Raw genomic sequence first — 22,775 nt, forward strand, 5'->3', positions numbered from 1 at the left:
CAGGAGTAGACCGTGCTGCAACTGCCGCATCAGCCCCTGCAGGTAGCCGCCGTTCCGACCCAGCGCACGTCTGCTCGGGAAGATCAGGACGGGCCCTGGCACTCGGAGGCGGTGTGCCGCCGCGACGAAGCCGGACTGTTCTTCGCGCCGTCCAAGGAACCAACGGCCGCGCGGCTCTCCCGCGAGGAGGCCGCGAAGCGTGTCTGTGCGCGCTGCCCGGTCATGGTCGAGTGCCGCGAGCATGCGCTGCTCCAGCCCGAGCCGTACGGGGTGTGGGGCGGGCTCACCGCGGCCGAGCGCCGCGTCGTCCTGGCCCGCCGCAGGCGGCGCGAGACGGAGCTGAAGAAGTCGGCGTCGGCGGCCTGACCTCCCCCTGACGTACGCATCCCGCTGACGTAGGCATCCCGCTGACGTACGCGCGCCCACGGACGTACGCGCACCTCGGACTGCGTACAGGAAGGGGCGCCCCCACCGCACATGGGGGCGCCCCCTTCTGTTTGTGGCTCGGTTCGCCTCCGGGGCGCTTCAGCGCCTGTCGACGGTCGATCGTGCTCGGTCCCTCGTTCCTCGGGCCCTCCGCGCGTTCTCCCTTTCGACAGCCGCGCGCCCCTTCGGCTCACTCGCCCGCCGGGGCCGGCTCTACTTCGCGCGGTCGAAGTCGATGGCGCTGTACGCGCGCAGCTTCGACAGGCGGTGGGTGGAGTCGATCTGGCGGATCGTGCCCGACTTGGAGCGCATCACCAGGGACTGCGTCGTCGCCGTCTCCGCGCGGTAGCGGACGCCGCGCAGCAGCTCGCCGTCCGTGATACCGGTCGCGACGAAGAACACGTTGTCGCCGCTGACCAGGTCGTTCGTGTACAGCACCCGGTCCAGGTCGTGGCCCGCGTCGAGCGCGCGCTGCCGCTCCTCGTCGTCCTTCGGCCACAGCTTGCCCTGGATCGTTCCGCCGAGGCACCGGATCGCACAGGCGGCGATGATGCCCTCCGGCGTACCGCCGATGCCCATCAGCATGTCGACGCCGGTGCCCTCGCGCACGGCCATGATCGCGCCCGCGACGTCACCGTCGGAGATGAACTTGATGCGCGCGCCGGTCTCGCGGATCTCCTTGACGATGCCCTCGTGGCGGGGCCGGTCCAGGATGACGACGGTGACGTCCTCGGGAGAGGAGTTCTTCGCCTTGGCGACCCGGCGGATGTTCACGGAGACCGGGGCGTTGATGTCGACGAAGTCGGCCGCCTCGGGGCCGGTGACCAGCTTGTCCATGTAGAAGACCGCGGACGGGTCGAACATGGTGCCGCGGTCCGCGGCCGCGAGGACCGCGATCGCGTTGGGCATGCCCTTGGCGGTGAGCGTCGTTCCGTCGATCGGGTCCACGGCGATGTCGCACTCCGCGCCGGTCCCGTCGCCGATGCGCTCACCGTTGAACAGCATCGGGGCTTCGTCCTTCTCGCCCTCGCCGATCACGACGACACCGTTCATCGACACGGTGTGCACGAGGGTCCGCATGGCCTTGACGGCAGCGCCGTCCGCGCCGTTCTTGTCGCCGCGTCCCACCCAGCGCCCGGCCGCCATGGCGGCGGCCTCGGTGACCCGGACGAGCTCCAGGGCGAGGTTGCGGTCAGGGGCTTCGGGCGAGACTTCGAGCTGGGACGGCATGTTGTGCTCGGTCATCGGAGCGCACCTTTCTGTACGACGACGGCCGGAAAAAAGAGGGTGCTGTGACTCTATCGGTACGTCGACAAAATGAGCAGAGGGGCCCACGTTTGAGCAAACATCCTTGATGCGACCATAGTGCCGTGGCAGGTATGCGAGGCAAGCAGACGGTACGCGGGATGATCCAGTCGCTGGCGGTGGTCCTGGGCGCCGCTTTCGTGGTCTATCTCTTCGTACCCCATGACGGCACGGGTGACCCGGTCAAGGCGAAGGACTACCGCGTCGAGCTGGTGACGGCACGCCGGGCGGCACCCTACGCGGTGGCCGCTCCCACCGGCCTGCCGGCGGACTGGAAGCCGACGTCGGCCCGGTACAGCCGCGAGAACGACAACGCGTGGCACCTCGGCTTCCTCGCCCCGGACGGGCAGTACGTCGCGGTCGAGCAGTCCACCGCGCCGGCCGGGAAGTACGTCCCGAAGGTCACCCAGCGGGCCACGAAGACGGACCGGACCCAGCAGGTGGGCGGCGCGACGTGGGAGCGCTGGGAGGGCCCGAAGTACGACGCGCTCGTACGGACCGGCGAGAACGGCGCGACGACGGTCGTCACGGGCACCGCGTCCTTCGAGCGGCTTGCGGAGATGGCGGCGGCGCTGGAGTCGAAGAAGTCGTCCTGAAACGGCTGGGAAGTCGTCCTGAAAAGCCTGAAACGAACGACGAGGCCGCCGCACCCGAGAGGGGTGCGGCGGCCTCGTGCCGTTCCGTACGGCGCTGTACGGGGCGTACGTCAGACGGTCTGCACGACGTCCTCGAACGCGAGGCGCGGCGAACGAGGGAACCACGCGTCCTCGCCCGGCCTGCCGATGTTGACGACCATCAGCGGGGTGTGGTCTCCGTCCAGGAACTCCTTCTGGACGGCCGCGTGGTCCATGCCGTTCATCGGGCCGGCGGCGAGGCCGGCGGCCCGAACGCCGATGATGAAGTAGGCGGCCTGCAGGGCGGCGTTCAGCGCGGCGGAGCCCTCACGGACCGGACGCTCGGAGAAGAACATGTCCTTGGCCTGCGGGAAGTGCGGGAACAGGGCCGGGAGCTCCTCGTGGAACTCGTTGTCCGCGGCGAGGATCGCGACCAGCGGGGCGGTCGCGGTCTTCGCCTGGTTGCCCTCGGCCAGGCAGTTCACCAGGCGCTCGCGGGCCTCGGCGGAGCGGACGAGGACGACACGCAGCGGCGACTGGTTGAAGGCGGTCGGGCCGTACTTCACCAGGTCGTAGATCGCCTGCACCTGCTCATCGGTCACCGGCTCGTCGGTGAAGGTGTTGGCGGTACGGGCCTCACGGAAGAGGAGGTCCTGGGCTGCGGGGTCAAGAACGAGGGACATGCTGCGTACCTTCCGGATGGGCAAAGGGGGTCAAGCTGCGACTTCACCGTACGCCCCGATTAGATGAAGCTTCAACTAAACTCGGCGCCTCGTGAGACAAGTCACGTAACTTTCAACTACGCAACATTCAACTAAGTCGGGTCCCCGTTTATGCCGACGGGCCGCGGCTATGCCGACGGGCCGCGGCGCCTCACAGCGCCGAGTCGTCCTCGCCCTGGTCCTGACCCCGGTCCTGGTCCTGCGCGCCCGCCGCCGGGCCGCCCGTGTCCCCGTCCCGCCCCGCCAGCGCCGCGTCCAGCCGCGCCCGGGCCCCGTCCAGCCAGCGGCGGCACACCTTCGCCAGCTCCTCGCCGCGCTCCCACAGTGCGAGGGACTCCTCCAGCGTCGTGCCGCCCGCCTCCAGTCGGCGTACGACCTCGATCAGCTCGTCGCGCGCCTGCTCGTACCCGATCGGACCGATCGAGTTGGCCGAGCTCTCGTCCGTCTTCGCCGTCATGCGATCCACCCTATGTGCGAGGTCCGACAGTGACCGTGAACTCGCCTTCCGCGACCCTGGCCCGCAGCTCCTCGTCCGCCGCGACCTCCTCGGGCGCCCGCACGACCGAGCCGTCCGCGCGCTGCAGCACCGCGTACCCCCGCTCCAGCGTCGCGGCCGGCGACAGGGCGACGACGCGCGCGCGGGTGTGGGCCAGCTCGGAGTCCGCGCGGTCCAGCAGATGGCCCAGCACCCGACGGCTCCGCGCGACGAGCGCGTCCGTCTCGTGCTCGCGCTCCTCCACCATGCGGTGCGGATGCTCCATCGAGCGCCGGCCCAGGGCATGCGCGAGCCCGCGCTCCTCGCGGTCGAGCAGCCCCCGTAGCGTCCGCAGTGCACGGTCCCGCAGCGCCTGCACCCGGTCCAGCTCCTCGCCGACGTCGGGGACGACCTTCTTCGCGGCGTCGGTCGGGGTCGATGCACGCAGATCCGCGACCAGGTCGAGCAGCGGCGAGTCCGGTTCGTGCCCGATCGCGGACACCACGGGCGTACGGCAGTCCGCGACCGCGCGCACCAGCTGCTCGTCCGAGAACGGCAGCAGGTCCTCCACGCTGCCGCCGCCGCGGGCGACGATGATCACGTCCACCTCCGGCAGCTCGTCCAGCTCCTTCACGGCCTGGACGACCTGGGACACGGCGCGCACGCCCTGCACCGCGACATTGCGCACCTCGAACCGGACGGCGGGCCAGCGCCGCCGCGCGTTCTCCAGCACATCCCGCTCGGCCGCCGACGCGCGGCCGCAGACCAGGCCGATCAGCTGCGGGAGGAACGGCAGCGGCTTCTTGCGGTCGAGGGCGAAGAGCCCCTCCGCGGCCAGGGTCCGCTTGAGGTGCTCCAGTCGCGCGAGCAGTTCGCCGATGCCGACCGGCCTTATCTCGACGGCCCGGAGCGAGAGCTGCCCGCGCGGGGCGTACCACTCCGGCTTGGCGTGCACGACGACCCGGGCGCCCTCGGAGACGACATCGGCGACCGCGTCGAACACCTGGCGGTAGCAGGTGACGCTCACCGAGATGTCGTACGACGGATCGCGCAGCGTCAGGAACACCACTCCGGCGCCCGGTCTGCGCGACAACTGGGTGATCTGCCCCTCCACCCACACCGCCCCGAGGCGGTCGATCCAACCCCCGATGAGCCGTGACACCTCGCCGACGGGCAGGGGAGCTTCGGCAGACGTAGTGAGACCCATGCACGCGAGCGTATCGGCACCCTCCGACAGGGCCGGGCCCTCGACGCCGGGCCCCGGTCTACGAGCGGACCGGACCCGGCCGACGAGACGCGTCCTGCCCCCCGCCCCTCTGGCACACCAGCACCAGCAGCCCCACAGCCAGCCAGATCGCGCCGACCACCTGCGCCGTGTGCGACGCCTCCGCGATCACGGCGATCGTCACCACCGCACCGAGCACCGGGATCAGCACATGCCGCCACCAGCTCGGCGGCCCCTCCATGCGTCGTACCGCGAACCACCCCACCACGCTCGCGTGCAGCAGCGTGAAGGCCGTCAGCGCCCCGATGTCGACGACCGACACCAGATGGTCCAGGCCGTCGTCCCGCCGAGCCGCCCACACCGCCGCGCTCATCGTCACCATCGCGGCGATGAGCAGCGCCACCCGCGGCACACCGAAGTCGGTACGGGAGAGCGTGTGCGGCAGCCGCCGGTCGCGGGCCATCGCGAAGAGGAGCCTGCCCGCCGCCGCCTGCCCCGCCAGTGCCGCGAACGCAGCTCCGATCGCCTTGCTCAGGGCGACCAGGTCGTGCAGCCAGGTCCCGACGGCCGCGTCCACGGCGTCGTAGAACGCCGACCCCTGACTCTGCGGGTCCGCCGCCAGCTCCGCCGACGACGCCGGTTCCAGCAGCGCCACCAGATACGTCTGCGCCACGAAGAGCGCCCCCGCGAGCCCCAGACAGAACAGGACCGCCCGTGCCACCTGCCGCGACCCTCCCGTCACCTCCTCCGCGAAGGAGGCGATCGCGTCGAAGCCCAGATACGACAGCACCGCCACCGACACCGCGCCGGTCACCGCCCCCAGCGCGAAGCCCCCGTCACCCGTGAACGGCGACGCCCAGCCGCGCTGAGCCCCGTCCCGCACCAGGACCACGACCGCCGACACCAGGAAGACCGCCAGGACCGCGATCTCCATGGCCAGCACCGCGAAGCCGACCCGGGCCGCGGCCCGTACGCCCCAGAGGTTCAGCAACGTGGTCACGACGACCGCGATCCCGGTCCAGATCCACCGGTGCACCTGCGGGACCAGTGCCTCCATCGCGATGCCGGAGAAGAGATATGCGACGGCCGGGATCAGCAGATAGTCGAGCATCGCCATCCATCCGGCGATGAACCCCGGACCTTCGCCGAGTCCCTTTCGCGCGTACGTGAAGACCGATCCGGCCTGCGGGGCGACCCGCACCATCTGCGCGTAGCTGTACGCCGTGAATGCCATCGCGATCGTCGCGAAGACGTACACGAGTGCGACGGCGCCCTGCGATTTCGCGTCGAGGGTGCCGAAGATGCCGACCGGTGCCATGGGGGCGATGAAGAGCAGCCCGTAGACGACGAGGTCCCGGAATCCAAGACTCCGGCGCAGTCGGGTGTGCGTGTCCGTGTCGGTCCCGGTCCCGGCGCCGGTGCCCGCCATGGAAGCCTCCGTCCTCGTACGTACGGTCTTGATCACGTACGGGCACCAGTCTCAGCCTCGTGGGCGATCGTTGGGCTGTTCGGCGCGCCCTTACGATGGGAGGCATGACTGCAACGAACGCCCGCCGCGTCCTGCTCGCCGCTCCCCGTGGCTACTGCGCGGGCGTGGACCGTGCCGTGATCGCCGTGGAGAAGGCCCTCGAGCAGTACGGCGCCCCGATCTACGTACGCCACGAGATCGTCCACAACAAGTACGTCGTACAGACCCTGGAGAAGAAGGGCGCGATCTTCGTCGAGACCACCGCGGAGGTCCCCGAGGGGTCCATCGTCATGTTCTCGGCGCACGGCGTCGCGCCGATCGTGCACGAGGAGGCCGCCGAGCGGAAGCTCGCGACCATCGATGCCACCTGCCCCCTGGTGACCAAGGTCCACAAGGAGGCCATCCGGTACGCCGACGAGGACTTCGACATCCTCCTCATCGGCCACGAGGGTCACGAGGAGGTCATCGGCACCACCGGCGAGGCCCCCGACCACATCACCCTGGTCGACGGCCCTGGCGATGTCGACAAGGTCGAGGTCCGCGACCCGTCGAAGGTCGTCTGGCTCTCCCAGACCACGCTGTCGGTCGACGAGACGATGGAGACCGTCGACAGGCTGAAGACCAAGTTCCCGCTGCTCGTCTCCCCGCCGAGCGACGACATCTGCTACGCCACGCAGAACCGCCAGATCGCGGTCAAGCAGATGGGCGCCGAGGCGGACCTGGTCATCGTCGTCGGCTCGCAGAACTCCTCGAACTCCAAGCGGCTCGTCGAGGTCGCGCTGGGCGCCGGCGCCCGCGCCGCGCACCTCGTGGACTACGCGAAGGAGATCGACGAGGCCTGGCTGGAGGGCGTCTCGACCGTCGGCGTCACGTCGGGCGCCTCGGTGCCCGAGGTGCTGGTCGAGGAGGTCCTGGAGTGGCTGTCGCAGCGCGGCTTCGAGGACGTCGAGATCGTCAAGGCGGCCGAGGAGTCGATCACCTTCTCGCTGCCGAAGGAGCTCCGTCGCGACCTGCGCGGCGAGGCGGCCGGGCTCGTCGAGGAGTAGTCGCCGAGGAGTGGTCGCGCCGAGAGCGGTCGTCGGGCGTCGGTCGGGGAGTAACCGTCAGCGGTTCCTCGTAACGTTGTGTCCATGAACGTCTTCGGAGTGGACATCGGCGGGTCGGGGATCAAGGGCGCTCCCGTGGACCTGGACCGCGGCGACCTCACAGAGCCCCGCCACAAAGTACTCACACCGCACCCGGCCACGCCCGATGACGTGGCCGGGTGCGTTGCCGAGGTGGTGCAGCACTTCGGCTGGTCGGGCCCGGTCGGGATCACCTTCCCCGGCGTCGTCACCGGTTCCGTGATCCGTACGGCCGCGAATGTCGACAAGGGCTGGATCGACCTGGACGGCGGCAGGCTGCTGGGCGACCGCCTGGGCATGCCGGTGACCGTGCTGAACGACGCGGACGCGGCCGGGGTCGCCGAGATGACCTTCGGCGCCGGCCGCGGCCGCAAGGGCACGGTGATCCTGCTGACCTTCGGTACGGGCATCGGCAGTGCCCTCTTCATCGACGGCCGGCTCGTGCCGAACACGGAGTTCGGCCATATGGAGCTGCACGGCAACGAGGCGGAGAAGCACGCGTCGACGAAGGTCAAGGACGACCAGGAGCTGAGCTGGGAGCAGTGGGCGCACCGGGTCCAGAAGTATCTGCAGTATCTGGAGATGCTGTTCTCGCCGGAGCTCTTCATCATCGGCGGCGGGGTGAGCCGCAAGTCGGACAAGTTCCTGCCGCTGATCAAGCACGTGCGCGCGGAGATCCTCCCGGCGGAGCTGCGGAACAACGCGGGGATCGTCGGGGCTGCGATGACGGCGGCGGGGCGGTAGGTCCTTCCGGGCGGGCGGGGGCCCGGCGGCCGGGCTATCGGCGGACGCCGGGCCGCCGCTGTGCCTGCCCCGTCCGGTCGGCGCCCGCCCGTTCGACCGTGCGCCGGACCGACCGGCGCCGGATCATCAGCCGCACCCTCCGTACGATCGTGATCAGGCCGGCGACGAGCGTGCCCCCGTACAGCCAGCCCGCGTTCACGGCCAGCGCGGTCACGACCGCCATGATCTGACCGCCGACGCCACCGATCCCGCCCGAGATCGGGACGACCCCGACGGTGAACGCGATCGGCACGCTGATCGGCGCGGTGACCAGGTCGGCGCTTCGCACCCAGAGCGCGGTCAGGGCGCTGAGCGGCAGGAAGAGCACGCCGTACACGACCGCCGAGCCGTCGAACAGCAACCAGTCGAGCGCGCCGATCATCAGCATCACGGCCGAGGCGAAGAGCCCGGCGCCCAGGCCGGTCAGCCGGGGGTTCGGCAGCCTGCGCAGCGCGAGGACCACCGGTGGCACCGGACGCCCCGGCCGCGCGCCGGTCCGGCCGGGGGGACCTGCCTGACCGGGCCGGCCCGGCTGTCCGGTCTGACCTGGTTGGCCCGGGCGGCCGGGGCCGGCCGCGACCCGGTACACCGCGGCGCCCTCGATGAGCGCGCCCTGCCCGGAAAGAGGGGCCTGCGGCCGTGGCCGCTGCGAGGGACCTGTCCTTTGCTCCACGGAACCAACGTAGGTGGCATTGAGTGAGTGTTCCGATACAGGACACGCCCTTTGGGTGACCTTCACCGTGAGTTCGCCCCCGCGGCGGCCTCCGAGGTTCCCGTCGTCGCCCCCGATGACACGCCCGTAAACTGGGGGATCGGCCCACCCTGGGCCGGGCCCCCCGGCCCTCAGCCAGTCCTACTCCAGGAAGTCGCCAACGTGTCGCTCACGATCGGAATCGTCGGTCTGCCGAATGTCGGCAAGTCGACCCTGTTCAACGCCCTGACCAAGAACGACGTGCTGGCGGCCAACTACCCGTTCGCCACCATCGAGCCCAACGTGGGCGTGGTCGGCGTCCCCGACGCCCGGCTCACCAAGCTGGCCGAGATCTTCGGCTCCCAGCGGATCCTCCCCGCGACGGTCGACTTCGTCGACATCGCCGGCATCGTCCGCGGCGCGAGCGAGGGCGAGGGCCTCGGCAACAAGTTCCTGGCGAACATCCGCGAGTCCGATGCGATCTGCCAGGTCATCCGGGCCTTCAAGGACGAGAACGTCGTCCACGTCGACGGCAAGGTCTCGCCCAAGGACGACATCGAGACGATCAACACCGAGCTGATCCTCGCGGACCTCCAGACCATCGAGAAGGTCCTGCCGCGCCTGGCCAAGGAAGCCCGTATCAAGAAGGACGTGGCCCCGAAGGTCGCCGCGGTCGAGGCCGCCCAGGCCATCCTGGAGGAGGGCAACACCCTCTTCTCGCAGGGCATCGTCCAGGGCTCCGAGAAGGCCGCGCTCCTGCACGACCTCCACCTGCTCACCACGAAGCCCTTCCTCTACGTCTTCAACGTGGACGAGGAGGAGCTGGTCGACGAGGACTTCAAGAACGAGCAGCGCGTCCTGGTCGCCCCCGCCGAGGCGATCTTCCTCAACGCCAAGCTCGAGGCCGACCTCGCCGAGCTCGACGAGGAGGACGCCATGGAGCTCCTCCAGTCCGTCGGCGCCGACGAGCCCGGCCTGGCCACCCTCGCCCGCGTCGGCTTCAACACCCTCGGCCTCCAGACCTACCTCACGGCAGGCCCCAAGGAGTCCCGCGCCTGGACGATCAAGAAGGGCGCGACGGCCCCTGAGGCGGCCGGTGTGATCCACACCGACTTCCAGAAGGGCTTCATCAAGGCCGAGGTCATCTCCTTCGCCGACCTGGTCGCCACGGGCTCGGTCGCGGACGCCCGCGCGGCGGGCAAGGCGCGCATGGAGGGCAAGGACTATGTGATGCAGGACGGCGACGTGGTGGAGTTCCGCTTCAACGTGTGACGCGTCACATACTGTCGCATCGCTGATCTGGTAAACATGCAGGTCAGAAGGGGCCGGGCTCTGGCGAGTCCGACCCCTTCCGCGTTCCCGTGCCGACTTGGTGCTGACCTGTCTTGGTGCTGACCTGTATCGAAGGTGTCAGCCAGCCGGGCCTGGCGTGAGCTTGTCCAGGTCGAGGCTGATCTCGAACGGGAGAGAACGCTTGAGTGTGTGGCGGAAGATCCCTGCCGGTGCGTACGAGCCGGTCGGTTCGTCGAGCTCGTAGACGTGCACGGCGGGGACGGTGTCCTCGTCCTCAATGCACCAGTAGTGCCGGATGCCGGCCTCGGCGTACTTGCGCAACTTCACGGTCCGGTCGCGATGGGCGGACTCCGGCGAGACGACCTCGATGACGAGCTGGACGTCCTCGGGCGCGTACCAGGTGCGGTCGGCGTCGTAGGGGGCGGTGGTGAGCAGCAGGTCCGGCTCGGGCCGGTTGCGGGCGTCGAGCCGGATGGTCATTTCCCGCTCGACTTCGATGCCGCTGGGGGTCTGATCCATGAGTGCCACCGTGAGGCCAGTGACGAGGCGGCCGTGCCACGACCGCTGCGGGGACATCATGAAGACGAGTGCTCCGTCGATGAGCTCGGTGTGGCGGGGTGCCTCGGGGAGGCGGTCCAGGTCCTCCGCGAACCAGCCTTCCGCGCGCGGCGGGCGCATCCAGTCGGGCAGTGCGGTCATGGGACAACCCTAGCGACTGTGGCCGTCACGAGGGGGAGTCGTGCTGCTGACCCATAATCGGCGGATGGACGTCGTCCGGATATTTGAAGCCGCCTCGCTGCTGGTGCCCGAAGGTGTCGCCACCGACAACGACATCACCGTGTCCGATGTCTGGGACTACCTCGCGCACGACGAGTGGGAAGTGGCGCTCGACCTGCTCCAGGAGCTGGGTGACGGATGGACCGCGCCGACGGGCTTCTGGGACGAGCTGGGTCGGGCGGCGGGGATGCTGGGGCTCGAACGGAGCCGGGAGTGGTGCTGGTGGCGGGGTGTCGAGACGCGCGTGGGGGCCATCCGGGCTGATCTTGAGCTCCGTCCTGCTGGTGAGACGTTCCGGCGTACGCCGATGCCCGGAGCCGGGGTCCTGCGGCCGATGTGGGATGTCGGCAACCGGAGTGACGATGGAGCGCCCGAACTGGACATCGCTCGCGTGTGGGTCGAGTTCGCGCCCGACCTCTCGCCGGGCGCTCGGGCTCCCGTGCGCCTCCTGCCCCTGACCCCGGCGCGGTGGAGGCACCTCGCCCCGGGCGACCGGATCACGCTGTACGAGACCGCGGTGGCCGGCGGGACGGCGTGGATCCTGGAGGTGCACCCTCCAGAGGTGTAGGGAGTCCTCGCTCCACGGTGCTGATTCCTGCTGACTTGAGCCCATCAGAACGGTGTTTTCGCAGGTGGGAGCGTTGCGGTGCACATTCCGCTTCAACGTGCAGTGCCCGCGATAGCGTCGTCTGACAATGTGGCAAAACGCGCAGGTCAATGGGCCGGCCCGGTTTCGGGTCGGCGCCATTGCTCGCGAACGGAGGGCGGTGTGGTCCGTCGTGGGTACGTGGGGGTACTTCGTCGTCAAGCATCGGATCGCCGGACTGGGTGACATGCCGCGTTCCGGTGGCCCTCCAGCCGCACCGCTCGGAGGCCTTCAAGCCGTCGACCGATCCGTACTTCCTCGACAAGGTCCACGACGTCGTCGGCCTCTACCTGGACCCGCCGGAGCGGGCCCTACGTCTGGACCGAGACCGCAGACGACATCCTCGAACGCCTCGCCTCACATCTGTACGGCTGACTCAGAAGACTGGCCCCGCGTGACCCAGCCCTTCTCGTATGCATGCCAGCCCAATTGCAAGCGGGTCGTGACCCTCGCGAGTTTCATCAGCCCCTTGACCCGCCGCTGTACGGTGCTCTGTCCCAGCTTCAGCTGTTTGGCGACGCTCGCGTCGGTCATTCCGGCCAGCAGCAGGGAGAGGATCTGCAGGTCGGTGGCGTCGGGTCCCGGCTGCTCGGCCTCGACGACCTCCTCGCCCTCGCCGAGCCGCAGCGGCAGCGCGTCCCGCCACACTGCCTCGAACAGGCCCATCAGTGACTCCAACAGCCCGTTCGCATGGACCACCAGGGCCGCGGGCTCGGCGCCCCGCGCGCTGAGCGGCACCATCGCGACGTTGCGATCCGCGACGACCAGCTTGGTCGGCACCTGATCGACAACCTTGACCTGTTCATTGCGTCCCAGTGCCGCGGTGAGCTCGGTGAACCCCCCGGGCAACGACAGCGCCTCGCGCTCCAGCACCGCGCGGTAGGCGACCCCGCGGTTCGCCGCCCGCTCCTCGGCCGAGTTGTCCACGGGGGCGACGGCGATGGGTTTCCCGGTGACCAGGACACAGACCTCGTGGGTCGCCCCCAGCTGGAGCTGGAGGAAACGGTGCGAGACGGCGCTCGCGCCGGTCACCACCTCCACCAGGTCGTGCACCGCGGGCTCCGCGGCTTCCGCCCGGTACTCCACCGCCAGCAGCGCCGCGGCCAGTTCGGCCTGCTCCAGCTCATGCCGCTGCTGGGTGAGCAGTGCGCCCAGGGCGCCCCCTGGCGGGGCCGCCATCCAGCGTCCCGCACGTGCCGAGGACTGGACGGCGAGACCCTGCCGTTCGAGCCGGCGCAGCGCACCCTCCGCGGCGGTCTCGGTGAGCGACAGCCGGTGCGCGAGGCCGGGGACGTCGGCAGCCCCGAGCGTGACCAGCACGCGGTACGCCAACTCCTGTGTCTCGTCGAGACCTATCGCTCCCAACACCCCTGACCCCTCCCGGAGGCAATGCTTCCACGGCACCCGTGGCGGGAAACGTTCATGGCGCATTCCCGCCTCGGCACATCGTTCCCGCGCCACCCGCCCCTTTGCCAAGGTGTCGCCACCGCAGCACCGACAAGCAAGGGAGAGCGATGCGCCCGATATCGCGTACGGCCCTGGGGGCGGCGACCGCCGCCGTCCTGGCCGTCACCGCGCTCGCACCGTCCGTGGCCGCCCGGCCGCAGGACGACGCATCCGGCACGAGACCACTCGTCGGCAGTGAGACCGCCGCTCGGCAGGCGGGCAAGCCCGTCACGGTCACCTTGGTCACCGGCGACAAGGTGCTGGTGAGCACCGACGGCTCCGGCCGCAGCGCGGCCACCGCGCTGCCGCGCGAGGACGGCAGCGTGCCGCTGCTGGAGACCCGTCAGACGGGCAAGGACCTGTACGTCTATCCCGAGGGCGCCGCCGCGGCGCTCGCCGCCGGCAAGGCCGACGAGGAACTCTTCAACGTCACCGGCCTGATCCGGCAGGGATACGACGACGCGCACACCGCCGCCCTCCCGCTGATCGCCGTCTACGACTCCTCCGTCGACGTCGCCCGCACCGTGCCCGCCACCCCGCGCGGCGCCGCACGCGGCCCGGTGCTGAAGGCGGCCCGCGGTGTGGCACTGAAGGCCGACAAGAAGCGGGGCGCGGACCTCTGGGCCGACATCACCTCCCGCCGCTCGCGCTCCGGCGCCGGCCTGAAGAAGCTCTGGCTGGACCGCAAGGTCGAGGCCACCCTCGAACGGTCCACCGCCCAGGTCGGCGCCGACCTCGCCTGGGCCGCCGGATACGACGGCAAGGGCACCAGGGTCGCGGTTCTGGACACCGGCGCGGACGCCGAACACCCCGACCTGAAGGGCCGGATCGCCGCATCCAAGAACTTCACCGACTCCTCCACCACCGACGACCGGCAGGGCCACGGCACCCACACCATCTCGACGGTGGGCGGCTCGGGTGCGGCGAGCGGCGGAAAGAAGAAGGGCGTCGCGCCGGGCACCGAGCTGCTGAACGGCAAGGTCCTCAGCGACTGGGGCTCCGGGGCCACTTCGTGGATCATCGCCGGTATGCAGTGGGCCGTCGACAACAAGGCCGATGTCGTCTCCATGAGCCTCGGCAACCCCGCCCCGACCGACTGCACCGACCCGATGAGCACCGCCGCCGAACAACTCGCCCAGTCCAGCGATACGTTGTTCGTCATCGCCGCCGGAAACTCCGGCCGGAGGCTCAACAGCGTCTCCTCCCCGGGCTGTGCCCCCAGTGTGCTCACCGTCGGCGCCGTCGACCGCGACGACTCCACGGCGTACTTCTCCAGCCCCGGCCCGGTCCGTGTCACGCACACGCTCAAGCCCGAGATCGCCGCCCCCGGCGTCGGCATCTCGGCCGCCGCCGCGGGTGGGCGCGGGGTGTACGCGTACCGCTCCATGTCCGGTACGTCCATGGCCACCCCGCACGTCGCGGGCGCCGCCGCCGTCGTCAAGCAGCGTCACCCCGACTGGACCGCGCAGCAGATCAAGGCCGCGCTCGTCTCCTCCGCGAAGTCCTCCGTACCCGGCGACGTCCGTGAGACCGGTGCCGGCCGCCTCGACGTCAAGGCGGCGATCGACGCCACGGTCCTCGGCGCCCCGGCCGTCCAGGGCGGCACCTTCGACTGGCCGCAGAACAACGGCGACCGCACCACTGTCGGGATCCCCTACACCAACACCACCGACCGGCCCGTGGAGCTGGACCTCGCCGTCCAGCGCGTCACCGGCAACGACGGCACGGACGTCCGCTCGCCGGTCGCCAGGCTCGGCAAGGACAGTGTCACCGTCCCGGCCGGAGCCACCGTCAAGGTTCCGCTGGCTCTCGACCCGGCCGCGCACCTGGAGCCCGGCCAGTACGGCGACATCACCGGCCGGGTGCTGGCCACCGCCGACGGCGTCAGCGTCTCCACCCCGTTCTCCCTGTACGTCCAACCCGAGACCGTCACCCTGCGGGTCGAGCTCGTCGACCGCCTCGGCAAGCCGGCCACAGGCTCATCCTCGCTCGACGTCCTCAGCACCGACACCTCCACCGGCGAGCGCCGGTTCAACCAGGGCGCCACGGTCCAGGAGTACCGGCTGCGCCCCGGCAGCTACCTCGTGTCCGGCTTCGTCGTCACCCCCGACGCGGGTGAGGGCACGAAGCTCGCCGACTCCCTCACCTACCTGGGCCGTCCGCAGCTGAAGCTGCACGAGGACACCACCGTCGTCCTGGACGCCCGCGACGCCCACAGGCTGCGGATCAGCACCGAACGGCCCACCGAAGTGCGCTCCGGCACCCTGGCCTTCGCCCGCTCCTGGGACGACGCCTGGCTGCACGCCGGCACCCTCACGGGCGGGCGCACGCTCCGTGGCTACTACGCCTCCGTCGAGGGTGCTGCGAGCGACGGCGACTTCGAGTTCGGCAGCTACTGGCGCGCCGCCACCCCGCTGATCTCCGAGCTCGCCGTCGCCGGCGGTGAGACCCTTCACCCGATCACCGCCTCCACCGGTTCGGTCAACCTCGACGGCACGGGCGAGGCACAACTGGTCGACGCCAAGACCGGCACGCCGGGGGAGCTCGCGGCCGCCGGAGTCCAGGGGAAGATCGCCCTGGTCCGTATCGCCGACGACCAGACCTTCGTCCTTCAGCAGGCCCGCAACGCCAAGGTCGCGGGCGCCAAGGCCGTCGTCGCGTACCACTCCGCACCCGGACGCTGGCAGCCGTTGACCAGCATCGGCGGTGAACTGCCGGTGCTCGCCGTCGAGTCCGCTGAGGCCACCGCGCTGCTGGACCGGCTGGCCGGCGGCGAGGTCACCCTCCGCTGGAAGGCCAACGCGAAGGCGCCGTACGCCTACAACCTCGCCTTCCCCCGGGGCGGCGGGATCGACGAGGACATGACGTACCAGGTCGACGACGAACGGCTCGGCCGCACGGAGACGACCTACCACGCCATGGGCGTCGCCACCGACTTCATCGACTTCGTCGGCGCCTCCCGGCCGATCGGGACGTGGGTCAGCACGTTCGACACCCTCCCGGTACCCGGCACCCGCACCGAGTTCTACACTCCCGGCGACACATCCTGGCGACACGCCCTCTCCAGCAGCTTCCCCTGGGGCGAGTTCATGATCGACCGGTCGCGGGTGTACCAGGCGGGTGAACAGCGCGTGGAGAGCTGGTACGACGGAGTGATCGCCCCGGTCGCTCCGTACGACGCCGACGGAAAGCCCCTCCTCACCGCCGAGCGCCAGGGCAACCTGATCGGCTTCGCCGCGGCGATGTGGGGCGACGGCACCCACCACGCCGAGGCCGGGTCGTTCGGCGACATCGGCAATCTGCAGCTGCGTCGCAACGGCGAGCAGATCGGGTCGAGCTCCTACCCGTTCGGGGTGTTCGAGATCCCGGCCGGGGAAGCGTCGTACGAACTCGAGCAGAACACCGAGAAGATCGGGTTCCCGGCCAAGGTCTGGAAGCGGTCCGCCACCGTCAACACCGTCTGGCGGTTCCGTTCCGCACTCGACGAGAACGTCTACTCACAGGCCATCCCGATCCTCTTCCCCCGCTACGGGCTCCCCGAGGACGGCCTCAAGACCCTCCCCGCGGCCGACGGCCTGAAGATCACCCTCTCCGCCACCGGCCACGCCGGCTACACCCCGGCCGCCCTGACCGACGCCAAGCTGTCGTACTCGTACGACGGCGGCACGACCTGGACCGAGGCCGCCTTGGCTGAACACGACGGCACGTGGACCGCCAGCGTGGACCACACGGGCGCCTCCGGCAAGCAGGTCACGCTGAGGGCCGAGCTGACGGACGCGCGCGGCAACTCCGTCAGACAGACCGTGGTCCGCGCCTACGACGTGCGCTGACCTCGAACTGCCCCCGCCGGGCGTCCTGCTTGTGAGGGAAGGGACGCCCGGCGGGGCCACGACCGTGAGCACGGCCTGGGCATCGGCCGCCGGACCCCGCACGGCCCGGCGGCCCCACGAGTTCCAGGTGGTCGAGCACATCCCCGGCTGCATGCGCCGCGCCGGCCTCGACGAACCGGAGGCCGCCGCTACTACCGGGTCTCCGCGATCGCGGCCCCGTCCTACGCCGCCATGGACGCCACCCTCCACGCCCTGGATGCCCCCACCCGCGAGGCCGACCTGCGCTCCTGGCAGACCCAAGTCGGGGTCGGCCCCGTGGCGTAGGCGGGGTAGGTTCGTGCAGGACGTCCTCCGTCCGTCTTCGGTGTGGTGATGTGTGCAGGAGGAAGCCATGCGTCGTACGCTTCTGAACCGCCGGGTGTCCCTCCTTGGTGGCGCCGTCGTTGCCGTTGCCGCGTTGGTCGTCGTGATCCAGCCGGGGGCGGACGAGAACGGCGAAGCGGTGGCACAGCCGGAACAGAGATGCGCCTCGTCGGTTCCGTACACCTCGGGTACCGGCGGCTATGCCACCTACCGCATACCCGCGGTCGTCCGGACGCGAGCCGGGACCTTGCTCGCCTTTGCCGAGGGGCGGGCCGGTGGTGCGGGGGACAGCGGCAGCATCGATGTCGTTCTCAAGCGGTCGCGCGACGGCGGCTGCACGTGGGGCCCTTTGCAGGTGGTCGCTGCGGGAAAGGGCGACACCCGGGGCAATCCGGCGCCGGTCGTCGATCCGCGTACGGGAGATGTCGTGCTGGTCACCTCGTACAACAGCGGTGAGGTCACCGAGGCCCAGATTCTGCGCGGTGAGGTCACGCAGGAGCAGAGCCGTCGGGTGTTCGTGCAGAGGAGCCGGGACGACGGGCGGTCGTTCTCCGCGCCGCAGGAGATCACCTCGGCGGTGAGGAAGCCCGACTGGCGCTGGTACGCGACGGCGCCGGGCCACGCTGTCGCCCTGACGCGGGGCAAGCATGCGGGACGTCTGGTGGTTCCCGCCAATCACTCGGCTGCGCCGCCTGCCGGGTCTGCGGACACGGGGCAGGAGCCGAAGTACTACGGGGCGCATGGCATCTACAGCGATGACGGTGGCCGGTCCTGGCGGCTCGGGTTCGTGGAGGACGCGTACGAGGGTGTGAACAACGCGAACGAGTCGACGGCGACGCAACTGCCGGACGGGCGCCTGTACTTCAGCGCCCGGGACCAGCACGGTACGAGCACGGGGAACCGCCTGGACACGTACTCCAGCGATGGCGGCGGGACGTTGGACCGTGGCTATGAGCAGCAGCCCGCACTGCGCGACGTGCCGGTGGTGCAGGGGAGCGTGCTGCAGCTGGCCGGGCGGCGGGGACTGCTGTTGTTCTCGGCGCCCTCGGTGCCTACCGTTCGGGTGTCGATGGCGATGTGGAGCAGTGCGGACGGGGGGCGTTCCTTCCGCAAGGCGTTGACGCTGTCGTCGCGAAAGGCCGCTTACTCGGATCTGGTGCAGACCGATGCCGAGACAGTGGGGATCTTGTACGAGACCGGGGCCGAGGGGCCGTACGAGACGATCGTGTTCCGCCGTGTCCCGTTGAAGGAGCTGTCACCGAACGGCGGGTAGCGCCTGCCGGCGTCAGCGCATCGGCCGCATCGGCCGCATCGGCGGCATTGGCCGCATCGACCATCGGGCTCAGGCCGTCGCCACCCCCGACTTGAGCCCCGCCCCGCACAGCGGCAGCACAGCGCTGCGGCCGTCCAGCCCGTGCGCCCCGACCGCCGCCCAGCACGCGACCCCCGTGGACTCGACGTAGAGCCCCCGCCCGGCGAGATCGAGCTGCGCGGCGCGGATCTGGTCCTCCGTCACCGTCAGGAAGGTGCCGCCGGTGGCGCGGACCGCGGTGAGGATCTGCCGGGCGCGCGGCGGGTGCGCGATGGCGATTCCTTCGGCGAGGGTGGTGGCCGGGAACGTCGGAGCCAGTACGTCGTCGGCGCCCGCCCGGAAGGCGAAGGCCAGGGGCGCGACGGCGGCCGCCTGCACCGCGACCAGCGCCGGGCGCTCGTCGATGAGCCCGTGCCCGTACAGTTCGTCGATCGCGAGCGCGGCGCCGAGCAGCAGAGTCCCGTTGCCGACGGGGACGACGAGCGTCTCGGGCAGACGGCCGCCGAGGTCCTCCCAGATCTCGTATACGTACGTCTTCGTGCCGTGCAGGAAGTACGGGTTGAAGACGTGCGAGGCGTAGAAGACCCCGTCCTCGTCTGCTGCCGCGCGGGCCGCCCGTGCCGTGGCCTCGCGGTCGCCCGGCACGATCTCGAGGTGGGCGCCGTGCGCCCCGATCTGCTCCACCTTCTTCGGGGAGGTCGACTCGGGCACGTATACGGTGCAGTCCAGCCCGGCGCGGGCGCAGTACGCCGCGAGCGCCGTGCCCGCGTTTCCGCTGCTGTCGGCGATCACGCGCCGCGGCTTCAGCTGCCGTGCCAGCTCGGCGAGCATCACCGCGCCGCGGTCCTTGAACGACAGGGTCGGCATCAGGAAGTCGAGCTTGGCAGTGACGGTGTCCGTCAGCGGGACGAGCGGGGTGCGGCCCTCGCCGAGTGAGACCGCCGCGCGGGCGTCCGACGCGGGCAGCGGGAGGGCCTCCTCGTATCGCCAGAGCGAATTGACGCGGCCGGAAAGAGAGTTGCGCGCCACCGCGGACGCGGTGAAGTCGAGATCCCAGGGGCCCTGGCACTGCGGACAGTGCCAGGTGAGCTGCTCGACGGGGGAACGTACGTCACACATCGGACAGAGGTATTCCGTCATGTGATCCAGGATGGCAGTTGTGTGGCACACGTGTTACGCGGCCTTCAAAGCTCTTGTGGGATTCCTATGGATCCGTCAATCTTTCGGACGGCAGCGGCCGGCAACCTCGCGGACATCCCGGCGGACACCCCGGGAAAGCGGATTGTCATGCCCCTGTCGATCACCCCCACAGCAGCGCACCACCAATGAGGAGGATCCCTCACATGTCCGTGATGCGTAATTCGCGACGAAGACTGTCCGCCGTAGGCGCGATAGCCGTCGCCGCCCTCGCGCTCGGTACCGCGTCCGCCCTTCCCGCCACCGCGGCCGAGGCCGCCCCGGTAGGCGTCATCCAGAACGAGGACGCGCCCGGCGCCATCGCCGGCAGCTACATCGTCACCCTCGACGAGTCGGCCGCCGACGCCGGCTCCAAGGCGGGCAAGGCCCTCGCCGCGGAGTACGGAGCGAAGATCAAGAAGACGTACACCGCCGCCCTCAACGGCTACGCCGTCGAGCTCTCCGAGGCGCAGGCCAAGAAGTTCGCCGCGGACCCGGCCGTCGAGTCCGTCGTGCAGAACCGTGTCTTCACGATCTCCGGCACCCAGCCGAACCCGCCGTCCTGGGGCCTGGACCGCATCGACCAGCGGGCGCTCCCGCTGAACCAGAGCTACACCTACCCCGACCCCGCGGGTGAGGGCGTCACCGCGTACATCATCGACACCGGTGTGCGGATCACCCACAGCGACTTCGGTGGCCGGGCCTCGTACGGCTACGACGCCATCGACAACGACAACACGGCGCAGGACGGCAACGGCCACGGCACGCACGTCGCCGCCACCGTCGCCGGAAACTCCTACGGCGTCGCCAAGAAGGCCAGGGTCGTCGGCGTCCGCGTGCTCAACAACTCCGGCTCCGGCACCACCGCGCAGGTCGTCGCGGGCATCGACTGGGTGACGCAGAACGCCGTCAAGCCGGCCGTCGCCAACATGAGCCTCGGCGGCGGCGTCGACTCCGCCCTCGACACCGCCGTACGCAATTCGATCGCCTCCGGTGTCACCTACGCCATCGCGGCCGGCAACGACGGCGCCAACGCGTCGAACACCTCGCCCGCCCGTGTCACCGAGGCCATCACCGTCGGCTCGACCACGAGCAGCGACGCCCGCTCCAGCTTCTCGAACTACGGCAGCGTCCTGGACCTCTTCGCGCCGGGCTCCTCGATCACTTCGGCCTGGAACACGAGCGACAGCGCCACGAACACCATCTCCGGCACGTCGATGGCGACCCCGCACGTCGCGGGCGCGGCCGCGCTCTACCTCGCGAACAACCGCACGGCCACGCCGGCGCAGGTCTCCTCCGCCCTGACCACCGCGGCGACCCCGAACGTGGTCGGCAACCCCGGCACCGGATCGCCGAACCGGCTGCTGTACGTCGGCGGCGGCACGACGCCCCCGCCCGGTCCGAGGTTCGAGAACACCACGGACTACGCGATCAACGACCACACCACCGTGGAGTCGCCCATCACCGTCAGCGGCGTCGCGGGCAACGCCCCGTCCGCCCTCCAGGTCCCGGTCAACATCGTGCACACCTACATCGGTGACCTCCAGGTCCAGCTCATCGCCCCTGACGGCACCGCGTACACGCTGAAGGGCTACGGCACCGGCGGCAGCGCGGACAACATCAACACCACGTACACCGTCAACGCCTCGTCGGAGGTCGCGAACGGCACGTGGAAGCTGCGGGTCAGCGACAACGCTGACATCGACACCGGGAAGATCGACTCCTGGGCGCTGCAGTTCTGATGCGCGCTGGTGCTGAGCTCTGAGCTCTGAGCTCCGAGCGCTGAGCGCTGAATCCCGGGGGCGGTCGCCGAGGCGGCCGCCCCCTCTTCACTCGTCCAGATCCGGATCCGGGGCGGGCACCGGCTCCGCGACCCAGCCCGCAGTCAGGACCAGCCGCGAGGTGCGGTGGACGGTCAGGAAGCCGAAGGGGCGGTCGAATTCGGCGTAGATGCACCTGGACAGGTAGCGCGGTGGCGGTGGCATTCCGCCTGCCACCGCGCCCAGAGTGGTCGCGGACGCCGCCTCGAATCCTTCCGCGTCGAACACGGCCATCGCCGACTGCCGGGCCGAGCGGATCGCCAGCGGCTTGGGGCTGATCCCGGGGAAGTGTCCGTACCGGTCGTCCATGGCCGTCGACAGCCCGAAGACCGCGGGCTGTTTGAGCAGATCGTGGTCCGCGGTGAGCCGGAAAGGGCTGGTGCGGACGGACAGAGTCGGCTCCGGTGTCCGGGTCCGTACCGTCCTTACCTCCAGTCCCGGACCGGGCTCGCCGAGCGGCAGGAGGTCGCCGGGCACGGTCCGGTACGTGCCCGCGAGGACGCCGAGGCCGGCCTGGAGCACGTCACCCGGTGGCATTTCGTGGTCGCCCAGCAGCAGATGGACGTCCACACCCGTTTCGCCGAGCACCTTGAGTACGGTCAATGGGCCGGCCGTCGTCTCCGCCACGCCGATCCGGTCGAGCAGTGAGGTCTTGCGCCGCAGCGCGAGCAGGTAGCGCCCCGCCCAGGGACCGGTTCCGGGAAGCATCTCGGCTTCCCGGAAGGGCTGAAGCCACTTGAGCCGCAGCGCCTGGGCGGCTGCCGGCACCAAGAGGATGCTGTCGTCGAGGTCGATGGGCATCGCATCGATCAGCCCGTCCGTACGGTCCGAAGCCCATGCATCCAGCGCCCTCCGGTCGGCCTCCGCGTCCCCGCTGAACACGCCCAGGGTGTCCGCGGGCAGCCCCGCCACCCAGCTGTCGACAAGCGGCAGTGTCGGTCTCGCCCAGAGCCCGACGGCCGCTCCCGAGCCCCGTACGGCAGCGAGTGCCGACATCAACTCCCTGGCGGCCGCCGCGGCTTCCTCGGCGCGCATCCCGACGGCGTCCTCCAGGTCACCGCGGGCCGGGCCGCCGGCGGCGTCCGCGAGGAGGGCGAGCAGCGGCCAGACGCCGGCGGCCGAGAAGACCGTGCCGTGGTCCGGTCGGGCGGTCGCCGCCCACCGCGTGGTGAGCCGGTTCACCGCACGGACGGAACTCGCTGTTGGTTGCATGGCACCCCCCGTATGATCCGCGCACATGTTCGCATGATCTTCACGAGGAGCGCCCTACCTGTGGAAA

At 70.3% G+C, this 22,775-nt stretch carries 19 protein-coding genes and 1 pseudogene; 10 read left to right on the plus strand and 10 right to left on the minus strand.

Features of this window, described 5'->3' with window-relative positions:
* The first annotated feature begins 12 nt into the window (after nt 1–12).
* A complete protein-coding gene (locus ACWCXB_RS00365) occupies nt 13–366 on the plus strand; it encodes a WhiB family transcriptional regulator (protein WP_450717374.1) in 354 nt (117 codons plus the stop codon).
* 273 nt (nt 367–639) lie between these two features.
* Here the strand turns inward: ACWCXB_RS00365 and glpX are convergent, their stop codons facing one another.
* On the minus strand, nt 640–1,671 hold the full coding sequence (gene glpX, locus ACWCXB_RS00370; protein ID WP_450717376.1) for a class II fructose-bisphosphatase: 1,032 nt from the start codon (nt 1,669–1,671) through the stop codon (nt 640–642).
* A 125-nt stretch (nt 1,672–1,796) separates the two neighbouring features.
* Here glpX and ACWCXB_RS00375 point away from each other — a divergent pair, with 125 nt between their 5' ends.
* Nucleotides 1,797–2,327 (plus strand): DUF4245 domain-containing protein, encoded by a 531-nt coding sequence (locus tag ACWCXB_RS00375; RefSeq protein ID WP_450717378.1) that lies wholly within the window; start codon nt 1,797–1,799, stop codon nt 2,325–2,327.
* A gap of 110 nt (nt 2,328–2,437) precedes the next feature.
* Here ACWCXB_RS00375 and ACWCXB_RS00380 read toward each other — a convergent pair whose 3' ends face one another.
* The 4 genes from ACWCXB_RS00380 to ACWCXB_RS00395 form a co-directional block, all read right to left on the minus strand.
* On the minus strand, nt 2,438–3,028 hold the full coding sequence (locus ACWCXB_RS00380; protein ID WP_450717380.1) for a malonic semialdehyde reductase: 591 nt from the start codon (nt 3,026–3,028) through the stop codon (nt 2,438–2,440).
* A 190-nt stretch (nt 3,029–3,218) separates the two neighbouring features.
* On the minus strand, nt 3,219–3,524 hold the full coding sequence (locus tag ACWCXB_RS00385) for an exodeoxyribonuclease VII small subunit (RefSeq protein WP_450717382.1): 306 nt from the start codon (nt 3,522–3,524) through the stop codon (nt 3,219–3,221).
* Nucleotides 3,525–3,534: 10 nt separating this feature from the next.
* The gene (gene xseA / locus ACWCXB_RS00390) at nt 3,535–4,749 is read right to left on the minus strand and encodes an exodeoxyribonuclease VII large subunit (protein ID WP_450717384.1); all 1,215 of its coding nucleotides are present in this window, start codon (nt 4,747–4,749) and stop codon (nt 3,535–3,537) included.
* Between the two features lie 58 nt (nt 4,750–4,807).
* Nucleotides 4,808–6,196 (minus strand): APC family permease, encoded by a 1,389-nt coding sequence (locus ACWCXB_RS00395; protein ID WP_450717386.1) that lies wholly within the window; start codon nt 6,194–6,196, stop codon nt 4,808–4,810.
* Nucleotides 6,197–6,291: 95 nt separating this feature from the next.
* Between ACWCXB_RS00395 and ACWCXB_RS00400 the strand changes: the two genes are divergently transcribed.
* Entirely contained in the window at nt 6,292–7,281 is a 990-nt protein-coding gene (locus ACWCXB_RS00400) for a 4-hydroxy-3-methylbut-2-enyl diphosphate reductase (protein WP_450717388.1), read from the plus strand.
* A gap of 84 nt (nt 7,282–7,365) precedes the next feature.
* A complete protein-coding gene (gene ppgK, locus ACWCXB_RS00405; RefSeq protein WP_450717390.1) occupies nt 7,366–8,103 on the plus strand; it encodes a polyphosphate--glucose phosphotransferase in 738 nt (245 codons plus the stop codon).
* 34 nt (nt 8,104–8,137) lie between these two features.
* On the opposite strand, the gene ACWCXB_RS00410 is transcribed toward ppgK, so the two are convergent.
* Nucleotides 8,138–8,815: a DUF6542 domain-containing protein gene (locus ACWCXB_RS00410; RefSeq protein ID WP_450717392.1), complete on the minus strand. Its 678-nt coding sequence runs from the start codon at nt 8,813–8,815 to the stop codon at nt 8,138–8,140.
* A gap of 201 nt (nt 8,816–9,016) precedes the next feature.
* Here ACWCXB_RS00410 and ychF point away from each other — a divergent pair, with 201 nt between their 5' ends.
* Entirely contained in the window at nt 9,017–10,105 is a 1,089-nt protein-coding gene (gene ychF / locus ACWCXB_RS00415) for a redox-regulated ATPase YchF (protein WP_450717394.1), read from the plus strand.
* A gap of 138 nt (nt 10,106–10,243) precedes the next feature.
* On the opposite strand, the gene ACWCXB_RS00420 is transcribed toward ychF, so the two are convergent.
* Nucleotides 10,244–10,825: a Uma2 family endonuclease gene (locus ACWCXB_RS00420; protein WP_450717396.1), complete on the minus strand. Its 582-nt coding sequence runs from the start codon at nt 10,823–10,825 to the stop codon at nt 10,244–10,246.
* A 64-nt stretch (nt 10,826–10,889) separates the two neighbouring features.
* Here ACWCXB_RS00420 and ACWCXB_RS00425 point away from each other — a divergent pair, with 64 nt between their 5' ends.
* Nucleotides 10,890–11,471 carry a hypothetical protein gene (locus ACWCXB_RS00425; protein ID WP_450717398.1) on the plus strand — a complete coding sequence of 194 codons (582 nt, stop codon included), beginning with the start codon at nt 10,890–10,892 and terminating at the stop codon, nt 11,469–11,471.
* Nucleotides 11,472–11,755: 284 nt separating this feature from the next.
* Nucleotides 11,756–11,884: pseudogene (locus tag ACWCXB_RS00430) on the plus strand (IS630 family transposase); the annotation flags it as partial.
* A 22-nt stretch (nt 11,885–11,906) separates the two neighbouring features.
* Here the strand turns inward: ACWCXB_RS00430 and ACWCXB_RS00435 are convergent.
* Nucleotides 11,907–12,917, minus strand: a complete 1,011-nt coding sequence (locus ACWCXB_RS00435; RefSeq protein ID WP_450717400.1) for a helix-turn-helix transcriptional regulator — start codon at nt 12,915–12,917, stop codon at nt 11,907–11,909.
* Nucleotides 12,918–13,063: 146 nt separating this feature from the next.
* Between ACWCXB_RS00435 and ACWCXB_RS00440 the strand changes: the two genes are divergently transcribed.
* Together ACWCXB_RS00440 and ACWCXB_RS00445 are read left to right on the plus strand one after the other, a co-directional pair.
* Entirely contained in the window at nt 13,064–16,825 is a 3,762-nt protein-coding gene (locus ACWCXB_RS00440) for a S8 family peptidase (RefSeq protein WP_450717402.1), read from the plus strand.
* 391 nt (nt 16,826–17,216) lie between these two features.
* On the plus strand, nt 17,217–18,461 hold the full coding sequence (locus ACWCXB_RS00445) for a sialidase family protein (RefSeq protein WP_450717404.1): 1,245 nt from the start codon (nt 17,217–17,219) through the stop codon (nt 18,459–18,461).
* 69 nt (nt 18,462–18,530) lie between these two features.
* Here ACWCXB_RS00445 and ACWCXB_RS00450 read toward each other — a convergent pair whose 3' ends face one another.
* Nucleotides 18,531–19,640: a pyridoxal-phosphate dependent enzyme gene (locus ACWCXB_RS00450; protein WP_450717406.1), complete on the minus strand. Its 1,110-nt coding sequence runs from the start codon at nt 19,638–19,640 to the stop codon at nt 18,531–18,533.
* Between the two features lie 203 nt (nt 19,641–19,843).
* Here ACWCXB_RS00450 and ACWCXB_RS00455 point away from each other — a divergent pair, with 203 nt between their 5' ends.
* Entirely contained in the window at nt 19,844–21,418 is a 1,575-nt protein-coding gene (locus ACWCXB_RS00455) for a S8 family peptidase (protein ID WP_450717408.1), read from the plus strand.
* An 87-nt stretch (nt 21,419–21,505) separates the two neighbouring features.
* Here the strand turns inward: ACWCXB_RS00455 and ACWCXB_RS00460 are convergent, their stop codons facing one another.
* A complete protein-coding gene (locus ACWCXB_RS00460; RefSeq protein WP_450717410.1) occupies nt 21,506–22,678 on the minus strand; it encodes a proteinase inhibitor I4 serpin in 1,173 nt (390 codons plus the stop codon).
* Between the last annotated feature and the right edge of the window lie 97 nt (nt 22,679–22,775).

This window comes from Streptomyces sp. NPDC001514 (genome assembly GCF_053597075.1).

Excerpts from the sequence above, each read along its gene's own strand:
- glpX (WP_450717376.1), bottom strand. The coding sequence starts at position 1,671 with ATGACCGAGCACAACATGCCGTCCCAGCTCGAAGTCTCGCCCGAAGCC.
- ACWCXB_RS00380 (WP_450717380.1), bottom strand. The coding sequence starts at position 3,028 with ATGTCCCTCGTTCTTGACCCCGCAGCCCAGGACCTCCTCTTCCGTGAG.
- ACWCXB_RS00385 (WP_450717382.1), bottom strand. The coding sequence starts at position 3,524 with ATGACGGCGAAGACGGACGAGAGCTCGGCCAACTCGATCGGTCCGATC.
- xseA (WP_450717384.1), bottom strand. The coding sequence starts at position 4,749 with ATGGGTCTCACTACGTCTGCCGAAGCTCCCCTGCCCGTCGGCGAGGTG.
- ACWCXB_RS00395 (WP_450717386.1), bottom strand. The coding sequence starts at position 6,196 with ATGGCGGGCACCGGCGCCGGGACCGGGACCGACACGGACACGCACACC.
- ACWCXB_RS00400 (WP_450717388.1), top strand. The coding sequence starts at position 6,292 with ATGGGAGGCATGACTGCAACGAACGCCCGCCGCGTCCTGCTCGCCGCT.
- ppgK (WP_450717390.1), top strand. The coding sequence starts at position 7,366 with ATGAACGTCTTCGGAGTGGACATCGGCGGGTCGGGGATCAAGGGCGCT.
- ACWCXB_RS00420 (WP_450717396.1), bottom strand. The coding sequence starts at position 10,825 with ATGACCGCACTGCCCGACTGGATGCGCCCGCCGCGCGCGGAAGGCTGG.
- ACWCXB_RS00425 (WP_450717398.1), top strand. The coding sequence starts at position 10,890 with ATGGACGTCGTCCGGATATTTGAAGCCGCCTCGCTGCTGGTGCCCGAA.
- ACWCXB_RS00440 (WP_450717402.1), top strand. The coding sequence starts at position 13,064 with ATGCGCCCGATATCGCGTACGGCCCTGGGGGCGGCGACCGCCGCCGTC.
- ACWCXB_RS00445 (WP_450717404.1), top strand. The coding sequence starts at position 17,217 with ATGCGTCGTACGCTTCTGAACCGCCGGGTGTCCCTCCTTGGTGGCGCC.
- ACWCXB_RS00450 (WP_450717406.1), bottom strand. The coding sequence starts at position 19,640 with ATGACGGAATACCTCTGTCCGATGTGTGACGTACGTTCCCCCGTCGAG.
- ACWCXB_RS00455 (WP_450717408.1), top strand. The coding sequence starts at position 19,844 with ATGTCCGTGATGCGTAATTCGCGACGAAGACTGTCCGCCGTAGGCGCG.